The organism is Streptomyces sp. NPDC002306, from assembly GCF_053593435.1.
Window position 1 is genome coordinate 1 of sequence record NZ_JBSFCK010000005.1, and the last position, 14,249, is coordinate 14,249.

Genomic DNA, 14,249 nt, shown 5'->3' on the forward strand with positions numbered 1-14,249 from the left:
GGCAAGATGCTCGACGAGCGCCTCGGCAAGATCACCTTCTGGACGCTGTTCATCGGCTTCCACGGCACCTTCCTGGTCCAGCACTGGCTGGGCGCCGAGGGCATGCCGCGTCGTTACGCCGACTACCTGGCGGCCGACGGCTTCACCGCCCTGAACACGGTCTCGACGATCAGCTCGTTCGTGCTCGGCCTGTCGATCTTGCCGTTCTTCTACAACGTCTGGAAGACGGCCAAGTACGGCAAGCCGGTCGGCGTCGACGACCCGTGGGGCTACGGCCGTTCGCTCGAATGGGCGACGTCCTGCCCGCCGCCGCGGCACAACTTCCTCACCCTGCCGCGGATCCGCAGCGAATCCCCGGCGTTCGACCTGCACCACCCTGAGATCGCGGCTCTTGAGCTGGAGCACGCCGGCCACGGTGCGAGCGCCATCGCGGGCGGCAAGGAGGCCGGCAAGTGAAGATCCAGGGCAAGATGTTCATGTGGCTGAGCTTCTTCGTCCTCGCCATGGCGGTCGTCTATGGCGTGTGGTCGAAGGAGCCGGCCGGTACCACGGCCCTCTTCCTGGCCTTCGGCCTGTGCATCATGATCGGCTTCTACCTGGGCTTCACCGCCCGTCGGGTCGACGCCGGCGCGCAGGACAACAAGGAGGCGGACGTCGCGGACGACGCCGGCGAGCTGGGCTTCTTCAGCCCGCACAGCTGGCAGCCGCTGTCGCTCGCCGTCGGTGGCGCCCTGGCCTTCCTGGGGGTTGCGATCGGCTGGTGGCTGCTGTACTTCTCCGTCCCGCTGATCCTGGTGGGCCTGTGGGGCTGGGTCTTCGAGTACTACCGCGGTGAGAACCGCACCCAGTAGCACCGCGCATCGCACGACCGGGAGCCCGGATACTCCGTCAGGAGGATCCGGGCTCCTGTGTTTGCCGCATGTCGTGTCCCTCTTCCGGGTTACCCAACGAGCCGGTGCTGACGAAGCTTCCTAGCGTTGACCCATGAGCCACGCACCCCGCCCCCGCACCGTCGTCAGCTGCACGCTGCTGGTGATCGCCCTCTGCGCGGGCGTCACCGCCTGCGGCTCGGACGGAAACCCGCTCTCCGCCCGGCCCTACGACGCGGCCGAGGAGATCGCCTTCAACGGCCCCTCCGACGTCCGGAAGAAGGCCGACCCGGACAAGCCCCTGGAGATCACCGCCGAGGGCTCGGACGGGCGTCTGACGGACGTCACGGCGGTCGACGCGGCGGGTCGCTACGTGGCCGGCGAGCTGTCCGCCGACGGCAGCCGCTGGCACAGCACCGAGCCGCTCGCCGCGAACGCCCGCTACACGGTGCGGGTGAGCACCGAGGACTCCGGCGGAGCGCCCGGCCGCAAGACCCTCACCTTCGAGACCGGCCAGCCCGCCGCCAGGAAGAACCTGGACGTCACCTTCGGCCCCAAGGCGGGCCAGTACGGCGTCGGCCAGCCCGTCACCGCCCAGCTCAGCGTGGCGGTCAAGGACAAGGCCCAGCGGTCCGTCGTCGAGCAGGCTCTCCGCGTGGACTCCACGCCCGCCGTGGAGGGCGCCTGGCACTGGGTGAACGACAAGGAACTCCACTTCCGGCCCAAGGACTACTGGCCCGCCCACGCCACCGTCCAGGTGCACAGCAACCTGGAGGGCATGAGGGTCGCCGACCGGCTGTGGGGCGGCAAGGCCGCGCCCCTGAAGCTCACCACGGGCGACAGCATCATCGCCGTCACGGACGCCGCGGCCCACTCGATGAAGGTCTACAAGAACGGCGCGCAGATCAACCAGATCCCCGTCACCACCGGAAAGGCCGGCTTCGAGACCCGCAACGGCGTCAAGGTCGTCCTGGGCAAGGAGTACTTCGTACGCATGCGCGGGACCACGGTCGGGATCGCGGAGGGCTCCTCGGACAACTACGACCTGCCGGTCTACTACGCCACGCGCGTCACCTGGAGCGGCGAGTACGTCCACGCCGCCCCCTGGTCCGTGGGCTCCCAGGGCTACGCGAACGTCAGTCACGGCTGTACCGGCATGAGCACCAGCAACGCCCAGTGGTTCTACAACACCGTCCACGAGGGCGACGTAGTCCAGGTCGTCAACTCGAACGGCCACGAGATGGAGACGTTCGGCAACGGCTTCGGCGACTGGAACCTCGCCTGGGCGAAGTGGCGTACGGGCAGCGCGCTGATGAGCGGCACCCCGGACCGCCCCAGCCCGGCGGACGCGGCGCGACTGCGGCCGACGTCGGTCTGACAGCGCGGGGGCGCGTGGCGGCCGTCCGGACCCGGACGTGCCGCCCGCGCCCCCGCGCCGTCACGCGCTGAGGAGCCTCTTCTGCCGCAGCAGAGCGGCCAACGCCCCCGCGAACTCCACCGGGTCGACCGGCAGCGTCACCGCCGCGTCGGCCCGGCTCCAGGTGGCCAGCCAGGCGTCCTGCGGCCGCCCGATGAGCAGCAGCACGGGCGGGCAGGCGAACACCTCGTCCTTGAGCTGCCGGCACAGGCCCATGCCGCCCATCGGCACGGCCTCGCCGTCCAGGACACAGACGTCGATCCCGCCCTGCGCCAACTCACGCTCCACCGCGGCCTGGGTCGCGCACTCCAGGAACTCGACCGGGGGTACGTCAGGAGCGGGCCGGCGTCCGGTCGCGAGCCGCACCTGTTCGCGGGTGTTGGAATCGTCGCTGTAGACCAGCACCGTGGCGGTCGGCTGCATGCTTCCTCCGAGACGTCAGCGTCGTACGGACTGAACCGATGCCGGATGCTACTCCCTTGAACAGGCCGTCAACACCTGTTGGAACACCGCTTCGATGGGCCATACGGGCACTACACACGCTGGGAACACTCCGAACGGCACCCCCCGGAGTGAGGGCGGGATAAGGGACCGACATAATGTCGGTCGTGGCGACAGCAACGACAGTAGACACCGGGCACGCGCACCCGTCGGTCAACCGACCGAACCTCACCAGCGTCGGAACCATCATCTGGTTGAGTTCCGAGCTGATGTTCTTCGCGGCCCTCTTCGCGATGTACTTCACCCTGCGATCGGTGACGGGTCCCGACCACTGGAAGGAAATGGCGTCCGCCCTGAACTTCCCGTTCTCGGCGACGAACACCACGATCCTGGTGCTCTCCTCCCTCACCTGCCAGCTCGGCGTCTTCGCCGCCGAGCGCGGTGACGTGAAGAAGCTCCGAGGCTGGTTCATCATCACCTTCATCATGGGTGCGATCTTCATCGGCGGTCAGATCTACGAGTACACCGAGCTGGTGAAGAAGGACGGGCTCTCGCTCTCCTCGGACCCGTACGGCTCGGTGTTCTACCTGACCACCGGCTTCCACGGCATGCACGTGACGGGCGGCCTGATCGCGTTCCTGTTCGTCCTCGGCAGGACGTACGCGGCCAAGAGGTTCACCCATGAGCAGGCGACCGCGGCCATCGTCGTGTCCTACTACTGGCACTTCGTCGATGTCGTCTGGATCGGCCTCTTCGCCACGATCTACATGATCAAGTAGCCGGGCCCGTCCCGCGCACCTTCCAGAAGCATCGACGCAGAAGATCCTGACACCGGGGTAATCCGTGAAAAAGCTCTCCGCACGACGACGCCATCCGCTGGCGGCGGTCGTCGTCCTACTCCTCGCGCTGGCGGCCACTGGGGGGCTGTACGCCGCGTTCGCGCCCGCGAGCCAGGCGCAGGCCGATGAAACCTCCCAGTCCCTCGCCATCGACGAGGGCAAGAAGCTCTACGCCGTCGGCTGCGCCAGCTGCCACGGCACCGGCGGTCAGGGCAGCTCCGACGGACCGAGCCTGGTCGGCGTGGGCGCAGCGGCCGTGGACTTCCAGGTCGCGACCGGGCGTATGCCGGCGGCGACCTCCGAAGGTCCCCAGGTGGTGAAGAAGAAGAACATCTACAGCCAGGCCGACATCGACCAGCTCGCGGCGTACATCGCCTCGCTGGGCGCCGGCCCGAACGTCCCCACCTCGGCGCAGTACGGCCCCGACGGCGCGGACATCGCCAAGGGTGGCGAACTCTTCCGCACCAACTGCGCGCAGTGCCACAACTTCACCGGTAAGGGCGGTGCCCTGACCAAGGGCAAGTTCGCGCCGGACCTTGAAGGTGTGGACCCCAAGCACATCTACGAGGCCATGCAGACCGGCCCGCAGAACATGCCTTCGTTCCCCGACACCACCATGTCGGAGCAGAACAAGAAGGACGTCATCGCGTACCTGAACGCGGTCAACAGCGATGAGACGAATAACCCCGGCGGTCTCGAACTGGGCGGCCTCGGGCCGGTCAGCGAGGGTCTGTTCGCGTGGATCTTCGGTCTCGGTGCCCTGATCGCGGTCGCCGTCTGGGTCGCCGCTCGGACCGCAAAGGCCAAGAAGTCATGAGTAGCCAAGACACTCCAGAAGAGAACCTGCCCGCTGTGCAGGACCACGCGCACGGTGCCGTAGACGTCGCGGACGAGCAGAACCCGTTCGCCGACCCGGGGCTGCCGCCCCACGAGCACCGGATCCAGGACATCGACGAGCGGGCCGCCAAGCGGTCCGAGCGTGCGGTCGCCTTCCTGTTCACGCTGTCGATGCTGGCCACCGCCGGCTTCATCGCCTCGTACGTGACGATCCCGTCCGACAAGTCGATCTTCGTGTTCCCGATCGGCCACCTCAGCGCGCTGAACTTCGCCCTCGGCCTGACCCTGGGCACGGCGCTGTTCAGCATCGGCGCGGGTGCGGTCCACTGGGCCCGCACCCTGATGTCCGATGTCGAGATCACCGACGAGCGGCACGCGATCGCGGCGCCGCCGGAGGTCAGGGCCAAGGTCATGGCCGACTTCAAGCAGGGCGCCCAGGAGTCCGCGCTCGGCCGTCGCAAGCTGATCCGCAACACGATGTTCGGCGCGCTGGCCCTGTTCCCGCTCTCCGGCGTCATGCTGCTGCGCGACCTCGGCCCGCTGCCCGGGACCTCGCTCCGCCACACCCTGTGGTCCAAGGGCAAGCTGCTCGTCAACATGAACACGAACGAGCCGCTGCGCGCCTCGGACGTGGCCGTGGGCTCGCTCACCTTCGCCAAGCCCGAGGGCCTGGAGGAGCACGACGAGGAGTTCCAGAACGAGATCGCCAAGGCGGCCCTGATGATCGTCCGGCTCCAGCCGGAGAACATCAAGGACAAGCGCGAGCTCGAGTGGTCGTACGAGGGCATCGTGGCGTACTCCAAGATCTGCACCCACGTGGGCTGCCCGATCTCGCTGTACGAGCAGCAGACGCACCACGTGCTGTGCCCCTGTCACCAGTCCACCTTCGACCTCTCCGACGGCGCCCGGGTGATCTTCGGCCCCGCCGGTCACGCCCTGCCGCAGCTCCGCATCGGCGTGAACGACGAGGGCTACCTCGAGGCGCTCGGCGACTTCGAAGAGCCCGTCGGTCCTGCATTCTGGGAGCGCGGATGAGCACTACGACCAGCACCACGAACCCGTCGGACCGCTCGCGCGGGAAGGCGCCGGCCGGCGAGCGTGTCGCCGACTGGGCCGACGGCAGGCTCGGGATCTACTCCCTGGCCAAGTCCAACATGCGCAAGATCTTCCCCGACCACTGGTCGTTCATGTTGGGTGAGGTCTGCCTCTACAGCTTCATCATCATCATCCTCACGGGTGTGTACCTGACGCTGTTCTTCCACCCGTCGATGAACGAGGTGGTGTACCACGGCAGCTACGTCCCGCTCCAGGGACAGCTGATGTCGGAGGCGTTCAACTCCACCCTGCACATCTCCTTCGACGTGCGCGGTGGTCTGCTCATCCGGCAGATCCACCACTGGGCGGCGCTGATCTTCCTCGCCGGCATGTTCGTGCACATGATGCGCGTGTTCTTCACGGGCGCGTTCCGCAAGCCGCGTGAGATCAACTGGCTGTTCGGCTTCCTGCTGTTCGTCCTGGGCATGTTCACCGGTTTCACCGGCTACTCGCTCCCGGACGACCTGCTCTCCGGCACCGGTGTCCGCTTCACCGAGGGCGCGATCCTGGCCACGCCGATCGTCGGCACGTACATCTCGTACTTCCTCTTCGGCGGTGAGTTCCCGGGCCACGACTTCGTGGGGCGGTTCTACTCGATCCACATCCTGCTGCTGCCGGGCATCATGCTCGGCCTGGTCGTGGGCCACCTGATCCTGGTCTTCTACCACAAGCACACGCAGTTCGCGGGCCCCGGCAAGAGCAACAAGAACGTCGTCGGCATGCCGCTGCTGCCGGTCTACACGGCCAAGGCCGGAGGCTTCTTCTTCCTGGTCTTCGGTGTCATCGCGGTCATCGCGGCCATCGCGCAGATCAACCCGATCTGGGCCATCGGCCCCTACCGGCCGGACCAGGTGTCCACCGGCGCCCAGCCCGACTGGTACATGGGCTTCGCCGAGGGTCTCATCCGCTTCATGCCGGGCTGGGAGGTCAACTTCTGGGGTCACACGCTCGTCCTGGGCGTGTTCGTCCCGCTGGTCCTCTTCGGTGTCGTGCTCGCCGCGCTGGCGGTCTACCCGTTCATCGAGGCCTGGGTCACCGGCGACAAGCGTGAGCACCACATCCTGGACCGCCCGCGCAACGCGCCGACCCGTACGGCGCTGGGCGTCGCCTGGGTCACGATCTACATGGTCACGCTGGTCGGCGGTGGCAACGACCTCTGGGCCACCCACCTCCACCTGTCGATCAACTCGATCACCTGGTTCGTCCGGATCTTCTTCTTCGTCGGACCGGTCATCGCGTTCCTCCTCACCAAGCGGATCTGCCTCGGCCTCCAGCGCCGGGACCGGGACAAGGTGCTGCACGGTCGCGAGACCGGCACCATCAAGCGCCTGCCGCACGGCGAGTTCATCGAGGTGCACGAGCCGCTCAGCCAGGAGCAGCTGCACACCATCACCGCGCACGACCAGTACCAGCCGCTCGCGATCGGCCCCGCGGTCGACGAGAACGGTGTCGAGCGCAAGGTGACGGGCTCCGAGAAGCTGCGCGCCAAGCTCAGCAAGGCGTACTTCGACGAGGACAGCCAGATCCCGAAGCCGACCGTCGACGAGTACAAGGAGATCACGAGCGGCCACGGCCACCACTGATCGCTGCGCTCGCCACGCGCACAGAAGGGCCCCGTCCGGTCTCCGGGCGGGGCCCTTCGCGGTGCCCGGCGCTGGATAGGGTGTAACCAGCTTTTTCGGGTCCGCGAACCGTCCGCGAACCGTCTACGAACCAGGAGCGGCTGATGAGCGCTGTGACCCCCGCTGGAGGCGACATCGCGGCGGGCCGTTCCTGGCCCGCGGTACTGAACGGTCTGCTGGAGGGCCGTGACCAGAGCGCGGAGAGCACCGCCTGGGCCATGGACCGGATCATGCGCGGCGAGGCGACCGACGCCCAGATCGCCGGGTTCGTGGTGGCGCTGCGGGCCAAGGGCGAGACCGTCCAGGAGATCACGGGCCTGGTCCAGGCGATGTACGAACACGCGAACGTCATCCACGTGCCGGGCGCCACCGTCGACATCGTCGGCACGGGCGGCGACGGCGCGAAGACGGTGAACATCTCCACGATGTCCTCCATCGTCATCGCCGGCACCGGCGCCAAGGTCGTCAAGCACGGCAACCGGGCGGCGTCGTCGGCGTCGGGTGCCTCGGACGTGCTGGAGAAGCTCGGGGTCAATCTCGAACTGACGCCGAAGCGGGTGGCGGAGGTCGCCGAGGAGGCCGGGATCACCTTCTGCTTCGCGGTGAAGTTCCATCCGGCGTTGCGTCATGTGGCGGCGGCGCGCGGGCAGTTGGGCATCCGGACGGTGTTCAACTTCCTCGGTCCGCTGACCAACCCGGCGAAGGTACGGGCCCAGGCGGTCGGGGTGGCCGATCCGCGGGTGGCGCCGATCATCGCCGGCGTCTTCGCCGAGCGCGGCAACTCCTCGCTGGTCTTCCGCGGCGACGACGGTCTCGACGAGCTCACCACGACGGCCACCTCCCGGGTGTGGATCGTCCGGGACGGCAAGGTGACCGAGGAGACTTTCGACCCGCGCGATGTCGGTGTCGAGCTGGTGCCGGTGGAGGCGCTGCGCGGTGCCGACGCGTCGTTCAACGCGGACGTGGCGCGCCGGCTGCTGAACGGCGAGAGGGGCCCGGTGCGGGACGCGGTGCTGCTGAACTCCGCGGCGGCGCTGGTGGCGCTGGAGCCCGGCACCGGGACGCTGGCCGAGCAGATCCGGGCCGGCATGGCCGCCGCGGCCGAGTCGATCGACTCGGGCGCGGCCAAGCGGACGCTGGAGCGCTGGGTGGCCGTCAGCAACGCCTGACCCCCCGATCGGTCGGCAACGCCTGACCCCCCGATCGGTCGGCAACGCCTGACCCCCGGCCGGTGCGACGCGAGGCGCGGTCCAGGATTCGGACCGCGCCTTGCGCGTCGATGACCGTGTGGCAGGATGGTGAACCAGGTCATGAGTGACAGTCATGAGGCCCCGGCCGACTGTCCGGCAACCCTCCGTCCGTGGCGGGGTGCCCCGGGTGAAGACCAGGTCGTGGGCAGCGAGGTCCACGGCAAGCGCGGACCCCTCGAACGCTCCTGAGCGAGCGCGGCACCAGGGGTCCTGGTCCTCGAGGGAGCCTTCCGTGAGCAAGCGAATGCGATAGGGCGTAGAGCCCCGCCTCCGCGTACCCCTTTCACCCTCCCCACGCTCGCGCCCGGCGCGGCTCGCGTGGTGGTTCCGCCTTGCTTCTCACGGGAGTACCCATGTCCGTCCCCACCGCTGCCGCCGACCAGACCATTTGTCACCAGATGCCCGTTCTGGGGCGGGATGTCACCGTCCCGCTGGTCACGGGCGGCGAAGTCACCTACGCGGCGCTCGACTACGCGGCCAGCGCCCCCGCCCTCCAGCGCGTCTGGGACGACGTGGCGGCGTACGCGCCGTACTACGGCAGCGTCCACCGCGGCGCCGGCTACCTCTCCCAGCTCTCCACGGACCTCTTCGAGAACGCCCGCGCGACCGTCGCGGAGTTCCTCGGCTGCCGGACCGACGACCAGGTGGTCTTCACCCGGTCGACCACCGACTCCCTGAACCTGCTGGCGGCCGCGCTGCCCGCCGACTGCCAGGTCTTCGTCTTCGAGACCGAGCACCACGCCTCGCTGCTGCCCTGGAAGAACGCCCGGGTCACCTGCCTCGACGCCCCCCGCACCCCGGGTCAGGCGGTGGCGGGCCTGGAGCGCGCCCTCGCCGGCCGCGACCCGCACGGACCGGCCCTGGTCTGTGTCACCGGCGCCTCGAACGTCACCGGGGAGCTGTGGCCCGTGCGCGAACTGGCGGCCGTGGCCCACGCGCACGGCGCCCGCATCGTCCTGGACGCCGCCCAGCTCGCCCCGCACCACCCGGTGTCCGTCCGTGACCTCGACGTCGACTGGGTCGCCTTCTCCGGCCACAAGCTGTACGCCCCGTTCGGCTCCGGCGTCCTGGCCGGCCGTGCCGACTGGCTGCGCGCGGCCGAGCCGTACCTCGCGGGTGGCGGCGCCAGCCGCCGGGTGACCCGGCGCGCGGACGGGGCAGTGGACGTGGAGTGGCACGAGGGCGCCGCCCGGCACGAGGCGGGCTCGCCCAACGTGATCGGCGCCTACGCGATCGCCTCCGCCTGCAAGGCCCTCACCGAGGCCGGCTTCGACACCCTCGTGGCCCGCGAGCGGCACCTCATCGACACGGTCCGGGCGGGCCTCGCCGAGGTCCCGGAGGTGCGGATCCTGTCGCTCTTCGGCGACGACGCCCCGCGTGTGGGCGTGATCTCCTTCGTCGTGGAGGGCTGGAACAGCTCCCACTTCGCCGCCGCGCTCTCCGCCGAGTACGGCATCGGCGTCCGCGACGGTCTGTTCTGCGCCCACCCGCTGGTGCGCACCCTGCTGGGCGGCGACCCCGGCGACCAGGGCGAGTGCGGTGCCCCCGAGGCCGCGCCGGGCGAGAAGTCCCTCAACGCGATCCGGGTGAGCTTCGGCGCGGGGACGCCGGACGAGCACGTGGAGCGGTTCGTGACCGCGGTGCGGGAGCTGGTCAGGGACGGCGCGAAGTGGCGGTACCGGACCGAGGACGGCCGCTGCGTCCCGGCGGCCTGACCGCGCGGTCCCGGGAGGCGGTGGTCAGGAGTCGAGACCGATCGCGAACGCCGCCTCCAGGTCGTGCTGGGAGTACGTCCGGAAGGCCACGTGCGTGTCCGTGCCCTCCACGCCGGGGATCTTGCTGATCCGGCCCGGGATGACCTCCGCCAGATCCTCGTGCTGGCGCACCCGCACCATCGCGATCAGGTCGTAGGTGCCGGTGACCGAGAAGACCTCGCTCACGGACTCCAGCGCGGCGATCGACTCCGCGATCTCGGGGATCCGGTCCACGCTGGTCTTGATCAGGACGATCGCGGTGATCACGGCTGGGTCTCTCCCTCGGGGGCCGGGGCTGGGGCGGCCCTCACTCTAGTCGTACGGCCGAATCGCACCCACGCGTAGAGGAAGCCCGCGCCGAAGCCCACCAGGTGCGCCAGATAGGCCACGCCGGGCCCCTCGGTCGCCCGGCCCGCCGCCACCCATTGCAGGGCGGCCCAGAAGGGCAGCACGATCCACGCCGGGAAGCGCAGCGGCAGGAAGAACAGGAACGGCAGGAGACTGGTCACCCGGGCCCGGGGAAACAGGAACAGGAACGCGCCGAGCACCGCGGAGATCGCCCCGGACGCGCCGACCAGCGACTGCTCGGAGCCGGCGTTGGCCACCGCGTACCCCAGCAGCGCGAGGTAGCCGCAGCCGACGTAGAACAAGGTGAACTCGACCCGGCCCATCCGCTCCTCGGTCATCGCGCCGAAGACGTAGAGAAAGAGCATGTTGCCGAGCAGGTGGACCCAGCTGCCGTGCACGAACAGGGCCGTGACGGGTGTCAGGGCCTGTCCGGCGGCGTTCTGGAACAGGTCGGCCGGGACCACGCCCCAGTGCCGGAAATACGTTCGCTGGGCAGCCGCCAGCCCGTCACCGGTGCCGTATCCCGGGTTGAAGCCCGACGCCGGGCCGATCAGGAAGACCAGGCAGCACAGGGCGATCAGCCCGTACGTCACGGGCGCCGACGGTTTCCGGAACGCTCTGACCGCGGTTCCGTTCCAGTTGCTGATCATGGCTACAGAGCATGACGTACCGGGACGCACTCAGACAGACCGCCTCGCCGCCGTGGAGGGACGGGCGATGAGTACCCGCCAGGCCGTAGGGTTACGAGCCACATGCGCCGGGGAGAGCACGGTGCATCACGGACAATAGAAGGAAGGCGAACAGCCCCGATGACGGTTCCCCTGCCGACCGCCTCGACGCGGTGGCGCTGCACCCTCTGCGGCAACCTCACGCGTTTCGACGTGACCCGTTCGTCGAAGGTGGTGGAGTACGTCCACCTCGACCTGGCCGGTGCGCCGAACGTCGAGGAGCGCGAGGTGGTCAGTGAGACCATCGAGTCGGTGCGCTGCCGCTGGTGCAACGCGGTGGATCAGGTGGAGCTCGTGGACAGGCCGGGCGCCGGCTCCTGAGAGGGAGCGGCCCCGCACAGGTATTGGGGTGTGACGGATGGTGGAGAGCGCAGGCGGGGGGCCGGGCGACGGCGCCGCCGAGGTGCTCGACCGTCCCCTGCCCGACGGCGTGCGGCGCCGGGTCGTGCAGATCGTCTCGGACGGCTTCGGCGGGCTGACCCTCGGGGAACTGCCCGCCCAGCTACGGCAGTACGCCCGCTTCGCCCCGAATCGTCGGGTCAAGTTCGCGGGCAACGCCATGGCCGCGGCGCTGGAGGCGGACACCCTCTTCCGGCAGCGGATCGGCGAGAAGTTCAGAGAGGCGCAGCCGGAACTCTGCGGCGCGCTCGACTCGGGCTCGCCGCCCCCGGCCGCGGACCCGCTGGACGTGGCGGCCGCGGCCTATGTGCTGCGGCCCACCGGCTGGGTGAAGCTGGTGACCGCGGCCGGCGAGGAGGCGCTGCGCGCGGACGCCGAGCGGGCCGACGAGGAGAGCCGCGCCGAGCTGGAGCGGCTGCGCGAGGAGCTCGACCGCTCCCGTGAGCAGACCCGGGCCGAGACCGAGCGGCTGCGGACCGAACTGGACGCCTCGAAGCGGGAAGCGGAATCGCTTCACCGCAAGCTGCGCGCGGCCTTCAGCGACGTCAAGCGCGGCGAGGCGGCGCTGCGCAAGGTGCAGGCCGAGATCGAGGCCGTGCGCGCCGAGACGCAGGCGCAGGTGTCCTCCGCCGAGAGCGAGTCGCGGCGCCTGAAGGGGCGCCTGGGCGAGGTGGAGGCGGCCCTGGAGGCGAGCCGCAGGGCGGCCCGGGAGGGGCGCAGCGTCGAGGACATGCGGCTGCGGCTGCTGCTGGACACCGTGCTCGACGCGGCCCAGGGGCTGCGCCGGGAACTGGCGCTGCCGCCCGTGTCCGTACGGCCCGCGGAGACCGTGGACGCGGTCGAGCCCGGCCGGATGACCCCGAAGGACATCGCCAACCGCGCGCTGTCCGAGGACGATCCGGCGATCCTCGACCAGTTGCTCGCGCTGCCGCAGGCGCATCTGGTGGTCGACGGCTACAACGTCACCAAGACCGGCTATCCGCAGATGCCGCTGGAGAAGCAGCGGCTGCGGCTGCTCGGACAGCTCTCGCAGCTCGCCGCGCAGACCGGCGCGGAGGTCACCTGTGTCTTCGACGGCGCCGAACTGGCCGCGCCGGTGCTGCTGGCACCGCCGCGCGGGGTGCGGGTGCTGTTCTCCAAGCCGGGTGTGACGGCCGACGAGCTCATCCGGCAGCTGGTGCGCGCCGAGCCGCCCGGCCGTCCGGTCATCGTCGCCTCCACCGACCGTGAGGTGGCCGACGGAGTGGCCCGCGCGGGCGCGCGGCCGGTGGCGTCCGCGGTCCTTCTCAAGCGCCTGTCCTGAAGGTCAAGATCCTGACCTAATGCCCGAATTGACGGAACCGTCACGCAACGTAGCGTCAATCGGGCATCACTGCATGTGAGTTGAGTGTAAAGAATGCGGTGCGTAACCGGGATTTTTCGCCGGAGGATTTGAACTGATCACAGAAACATCACTAGGGTCAGCCTTCGAATCTCCGTACGGGTGATCACTCACAAGAAGGAGCTCGTCTCCGTGGCGTCCCACCGTCGACCGAAGCAGCCGAGTCGTGCACGCGTGACCGTGCTGACCACCGCAGCCGCAGCCGCCGTCGTACTCAGCGCCCAGGCCGCGAACGCCGCGCCGAGCGAGAAGCTGAACAAGGACGAGGTCAAGTCCAAGGTCGACAAGCTCTACGAAGAGGCGGAGCAGGCCACCGAGAAGTACAACGGGGCCAAGGAGAAGCAGGAGAAGCTCCAGAAGGAGATCTCCACCATCCAGGACAGCGTCGCCCGCGGCCAGGAGGACCTCAACGGCCTGCGCGACAGCATGGGCCTGGCCGCCGCCGCGCAGTACCGCACCGGCTCCATCGACTCCTCCCTCCAGCTCTTCCTGTCGGCCGACCCGGACGACTACCTGGACAAGGCCTCCACGCTCGACCAGCTGAGCGGTCAGCAGGTCGAGGCGCTGAAGAAGATCCAGGAGAAGCAGCGCGAGCTCGCCCAGGAGCGCACCGAGGCCTCCGACAAGCTCAAGGACCTCGCCTCCACCCGTACCGAGCTCGGCAAGAAGAAGAAGGAAGTCCAGGCCAAGCTGGCCGAGGCGCAGAAGCTCCTCAACACGCTGACGGCCAAGGAGAAGGCGGCCCTCGCGGACGCCGACGCCCGCGCCAGCCGCTCCGCCAGCTCGCGCGCGGACCTGGGCGACACCCCCGCCGCCTCCGGCCGCGCCTCCGCCGCCTTCGCGGCCGCGCAGAGCCAGCTCAACAAGCCGTACGTCTACGGCGCCACCGGCACCGCCTCCTACGACTGCTCGGGCCTGACCTCCTGGGCCTACGCCCAGGCCGGCGTCACCATCCCGCGCACCTCGCAGGCCCAGGCCAGCGCCGGCACGCGGATCTACTCGCAGAGCGACCTGCGCGTCGGCGACCTGGTCATCTTCTACGGCGACCAGCACCACGTCGGCCTGTACGCGGGCGGCGGCCAGGTGCTGCACGCCCCGCGCACCGGCACCGTCGTGCGCTACGAGTCGATCGGCAACATGCCGTTCCAGTTCGGCGTCCGTATCTGACCCGCGTCGGGCCCGAGCCGATCCCGGACCGTTCCTGGTCCGCGATGTCGGGCCGGGCCGTCGGGCCGCCGCCCGATCGGGCGAATTACGACACCGCCAACT

The 14,249-nt window shown here is 69.5% G+C and carries 15 protein-coding genes and 1 riboswitch; of the genes, 12 read left to right on the forward strand and 3 right to left on the reverse strand.

Annotated elements, in window-relative coordinates; all coding sequences use genetic code 11:
- The 3 genes from ACWCQK_RS12000 to ACWCQK_RS12010 all read left to right on the forward strand — a co-directional run.
- Positions 1 to 456, forward strand: a 456-nt coding sequence (locus tag ACWCQK_RS12000; RefSeq protein ID WP_385790841.1) for a cbb3-type cytochrome c oxidase subunit I, incomplete at its 5' end; no start/stop codon positions are given.
- On the forward strand, positions 453 to 851 hold the full coding sequence (locus tag ACWCQK_RS12005; RefSeq protein WP_451154649.1) for a cytochrome c oxidase subunit 4: 399 nt from the start codon (positions 453 to 455) through the stop codon (positions 849 to 851). The genes ACWCQK_RS12000 and ACWCQK_RS12005, both read left to right, overlap by 4 nt.
- Before the next feature lie 133 nt (positions 852 to 984).
- Complete coding sequence (locus tag ACWCQK_RS12010) at positions 985 to 2,247, forward strand: Ig-like domain-containing protein (protein WP_451154651.1); 1,263 nt, start codon at positions 985 to 987, stop codon at positions 2,245 to 2,247.
- Positions 2,248 to 2,307: 60 nt separating this feature from the next.
- Here the strand turns inward: ACWCQK_RS12010 and ACWCQK_RS12015 are convergent, their stop codons facing one another.
- Positions 2,308 to 2,709, reverse strand: coding sequence for a hypothetical protein (locus ACWCQK_RS12015; RefSeq protein ID WP_451154653.1), 402 nt, complete (start codon positions 2,707 to 2,709; stop codon positions 2,308 to 2,310).
- Positions 2,710 to 2,885: 176 nt separating this feature from the next.
- Here ACWCQK_RS12015 and ctaE point away from each other — a divergent pair, with 176 nt between their 5' ends.
- From ctaE to ACWCQK_RS12045, 6 genes are all read left to right on the forward strand, one after another.
- On the forward strand, positions 2,886 to 3,506 hold the full coding sequence (ctaE, locus tag ACWCQK_RS12020) for an aa3-type cytochrome oxidase subunit III (RefSeq protein ID WP_385790470.1): 621 nt from the start codon (positions 2,886 to 2,888) through the stop codon (positions 3,504 to 3,506).
- Positions 3,507 to 3,570: 64 nt separating this feature from the next.
- Positions 3,571 to 4,383, forward strand: coding sequence for a cytochrome bc1 complex diheme cytochrome c subunit (qcrC, locus tag ACWCQK_RS12025; protein WP_451154655.1), 813 nt, complete (start codon positions 3,571 to 3,573; stop codon positions 4,381 to 4,383).
- Complete coding sequence (gene qcrA, locus ACWCQK_RS12030) at positions 4,380 to 5,438, forward strand: cytochrome bc1 complex Rieske iron-sulfur subunit (protein WP_451154657.1); 1,059 nt, start codon at positions 4,380 to 4,382, stop codon at positions 5,436 to 5,438. The genes qcrC and qcrA overlap by 4 nt, the downstream gene beginning before the upstream one ends.
- Positions 5,435 to 7,081: a cytochrome bc1 complex cytochrome b subunit gene (gene qcrB / locus ACWCQK_RS12035; RefSeq protein ID WP_451154659.1), complete on the forward strand. Its 1,647-nt coding sequence runs from the start codon at positions 5,435 to 5,437 to the stop codon at positions 7,079 to 7,081. Before qcrA ends, qcrB begins: the two co-directional genes overlap by 4 nt.
- Before the next feature lie 143 nt (positions 7,082 to 7,224).
- A complete protein-coding gene (gene trpD, locus ACWCQK_RS12040) occupies positions 7,225 to 8,289 on the forward strand; it encodes an anthranilate phosphoribosyltransferase (RefSeq protein ID WP_451154661.1) in 1,065 nt (354 codons plus the stop codon).
- Between the two features lie 137 nt (positions 8,290 to 8,426).
- Positions 8,427 to 8,543, forward strand: a riboswitch (SAM riboswitch).
- Between the two features lie 180 nt (positions 8,544 to 8,723).
- Positions 8,724 to 10,085 (forward strand): aminotransferase class V-fold PLP-dependent enzyme, encoded by a 1,362-nt coding sequence (locus ACWCQK_RS12045; protein ID WP_451154663.1) that lies wholly within the window; start codon positions 8,724 to 8,726, stop codon positions 10,083 to 10,085.
- 24 nt (positions 10,086 to 10,109) lie between these two features.
- Here ACWCQK_RS12045 and ACWCQK_RS12050 read toward each other — a convergent pair whose 3' ends face one another.
- Together ACWCQK_RS12050 and ACWCQK_RS12055 are read right to left on the reverse strand one after the other, a co-directional pair.
- Positions 10,110 to 10,391, reverse strand: coding sequence for an Lrp/AsnC family transcriptional regulator (locus ACWCQK_RS12050; protein WP_019062383.1), 282 nt, complete (start codon positions 10,389 to 10,391; stop codon positions 10,110 to 10,112).
- Complete coding sequence (locus tag ACWCQK_RS12055) at positions 10,388 to 11,122, reverse strand: rhomboid family intramembrane serine protease (RefSeq protein ID WP_451154666.1); 735 nt, start codon at positions 11,120 to 11,122, stop codon at positions 10,388 to 10,390. The genes ACWCQK_RS12050 and ACWCQK_RS12055 overlap by 4 nt, the downstream gene beginning before the upstream one ends.
- Before the next feature lie 159 nt (positions 11,123 to 11,281).
- On the opposite strand from ACWCQK_RS12055, the gene ACWCQK_RS12060 reads away from it, so the two are divergent.
- The 3 genes from ACWCQK_RS12060 to ACWCQK_RS12070 all read left to right on the forward strand — a co-directional run bounded on the left by ACWCQK_RS12060 (position 11,282) and on the right by ACWCQK_RS12070 (position 14,147).
- A complete protein-coding gene (locus ACWCQK_RS12060; RefSeq protein ID WP_353696287.1) occupies positions 11,282 to 11,521 on the forward strand; it encodes a hypothetical protein in 240 nt (79 codons plus the stop codon).
- 37 nt (positions 11,522 to 11,558) lie between these two features.
- Positions 11,559 to 12,902 carry an NYN domain-containing protein gene (locus tag ACWCQK_RS12065; RefSeq protein WP_451154668.1) on the forward strand — a complete coding sequence of 448 codons (1,344 nt, stop codon included), beginning with the start codon at positions 11,559 to 11,561 and terminating at the stop codon, positions 12,900 to 12,902.
- Between the two features lie 210 nt (positions 12,903 to 13,112).
- Complete coding sequence (locus ACWCQK_RS12070) at positions 13,113 to 14,147, forward strand: NlpC/P60 family protein (protein WP_451154670.1); 1,035 nt, start codon at positions 13,113 to 13,115, stop codon at positions 14,145 to 14,147.
- Positions 14,148 to 14,249 lie beyond the last annotated feature (102 nt).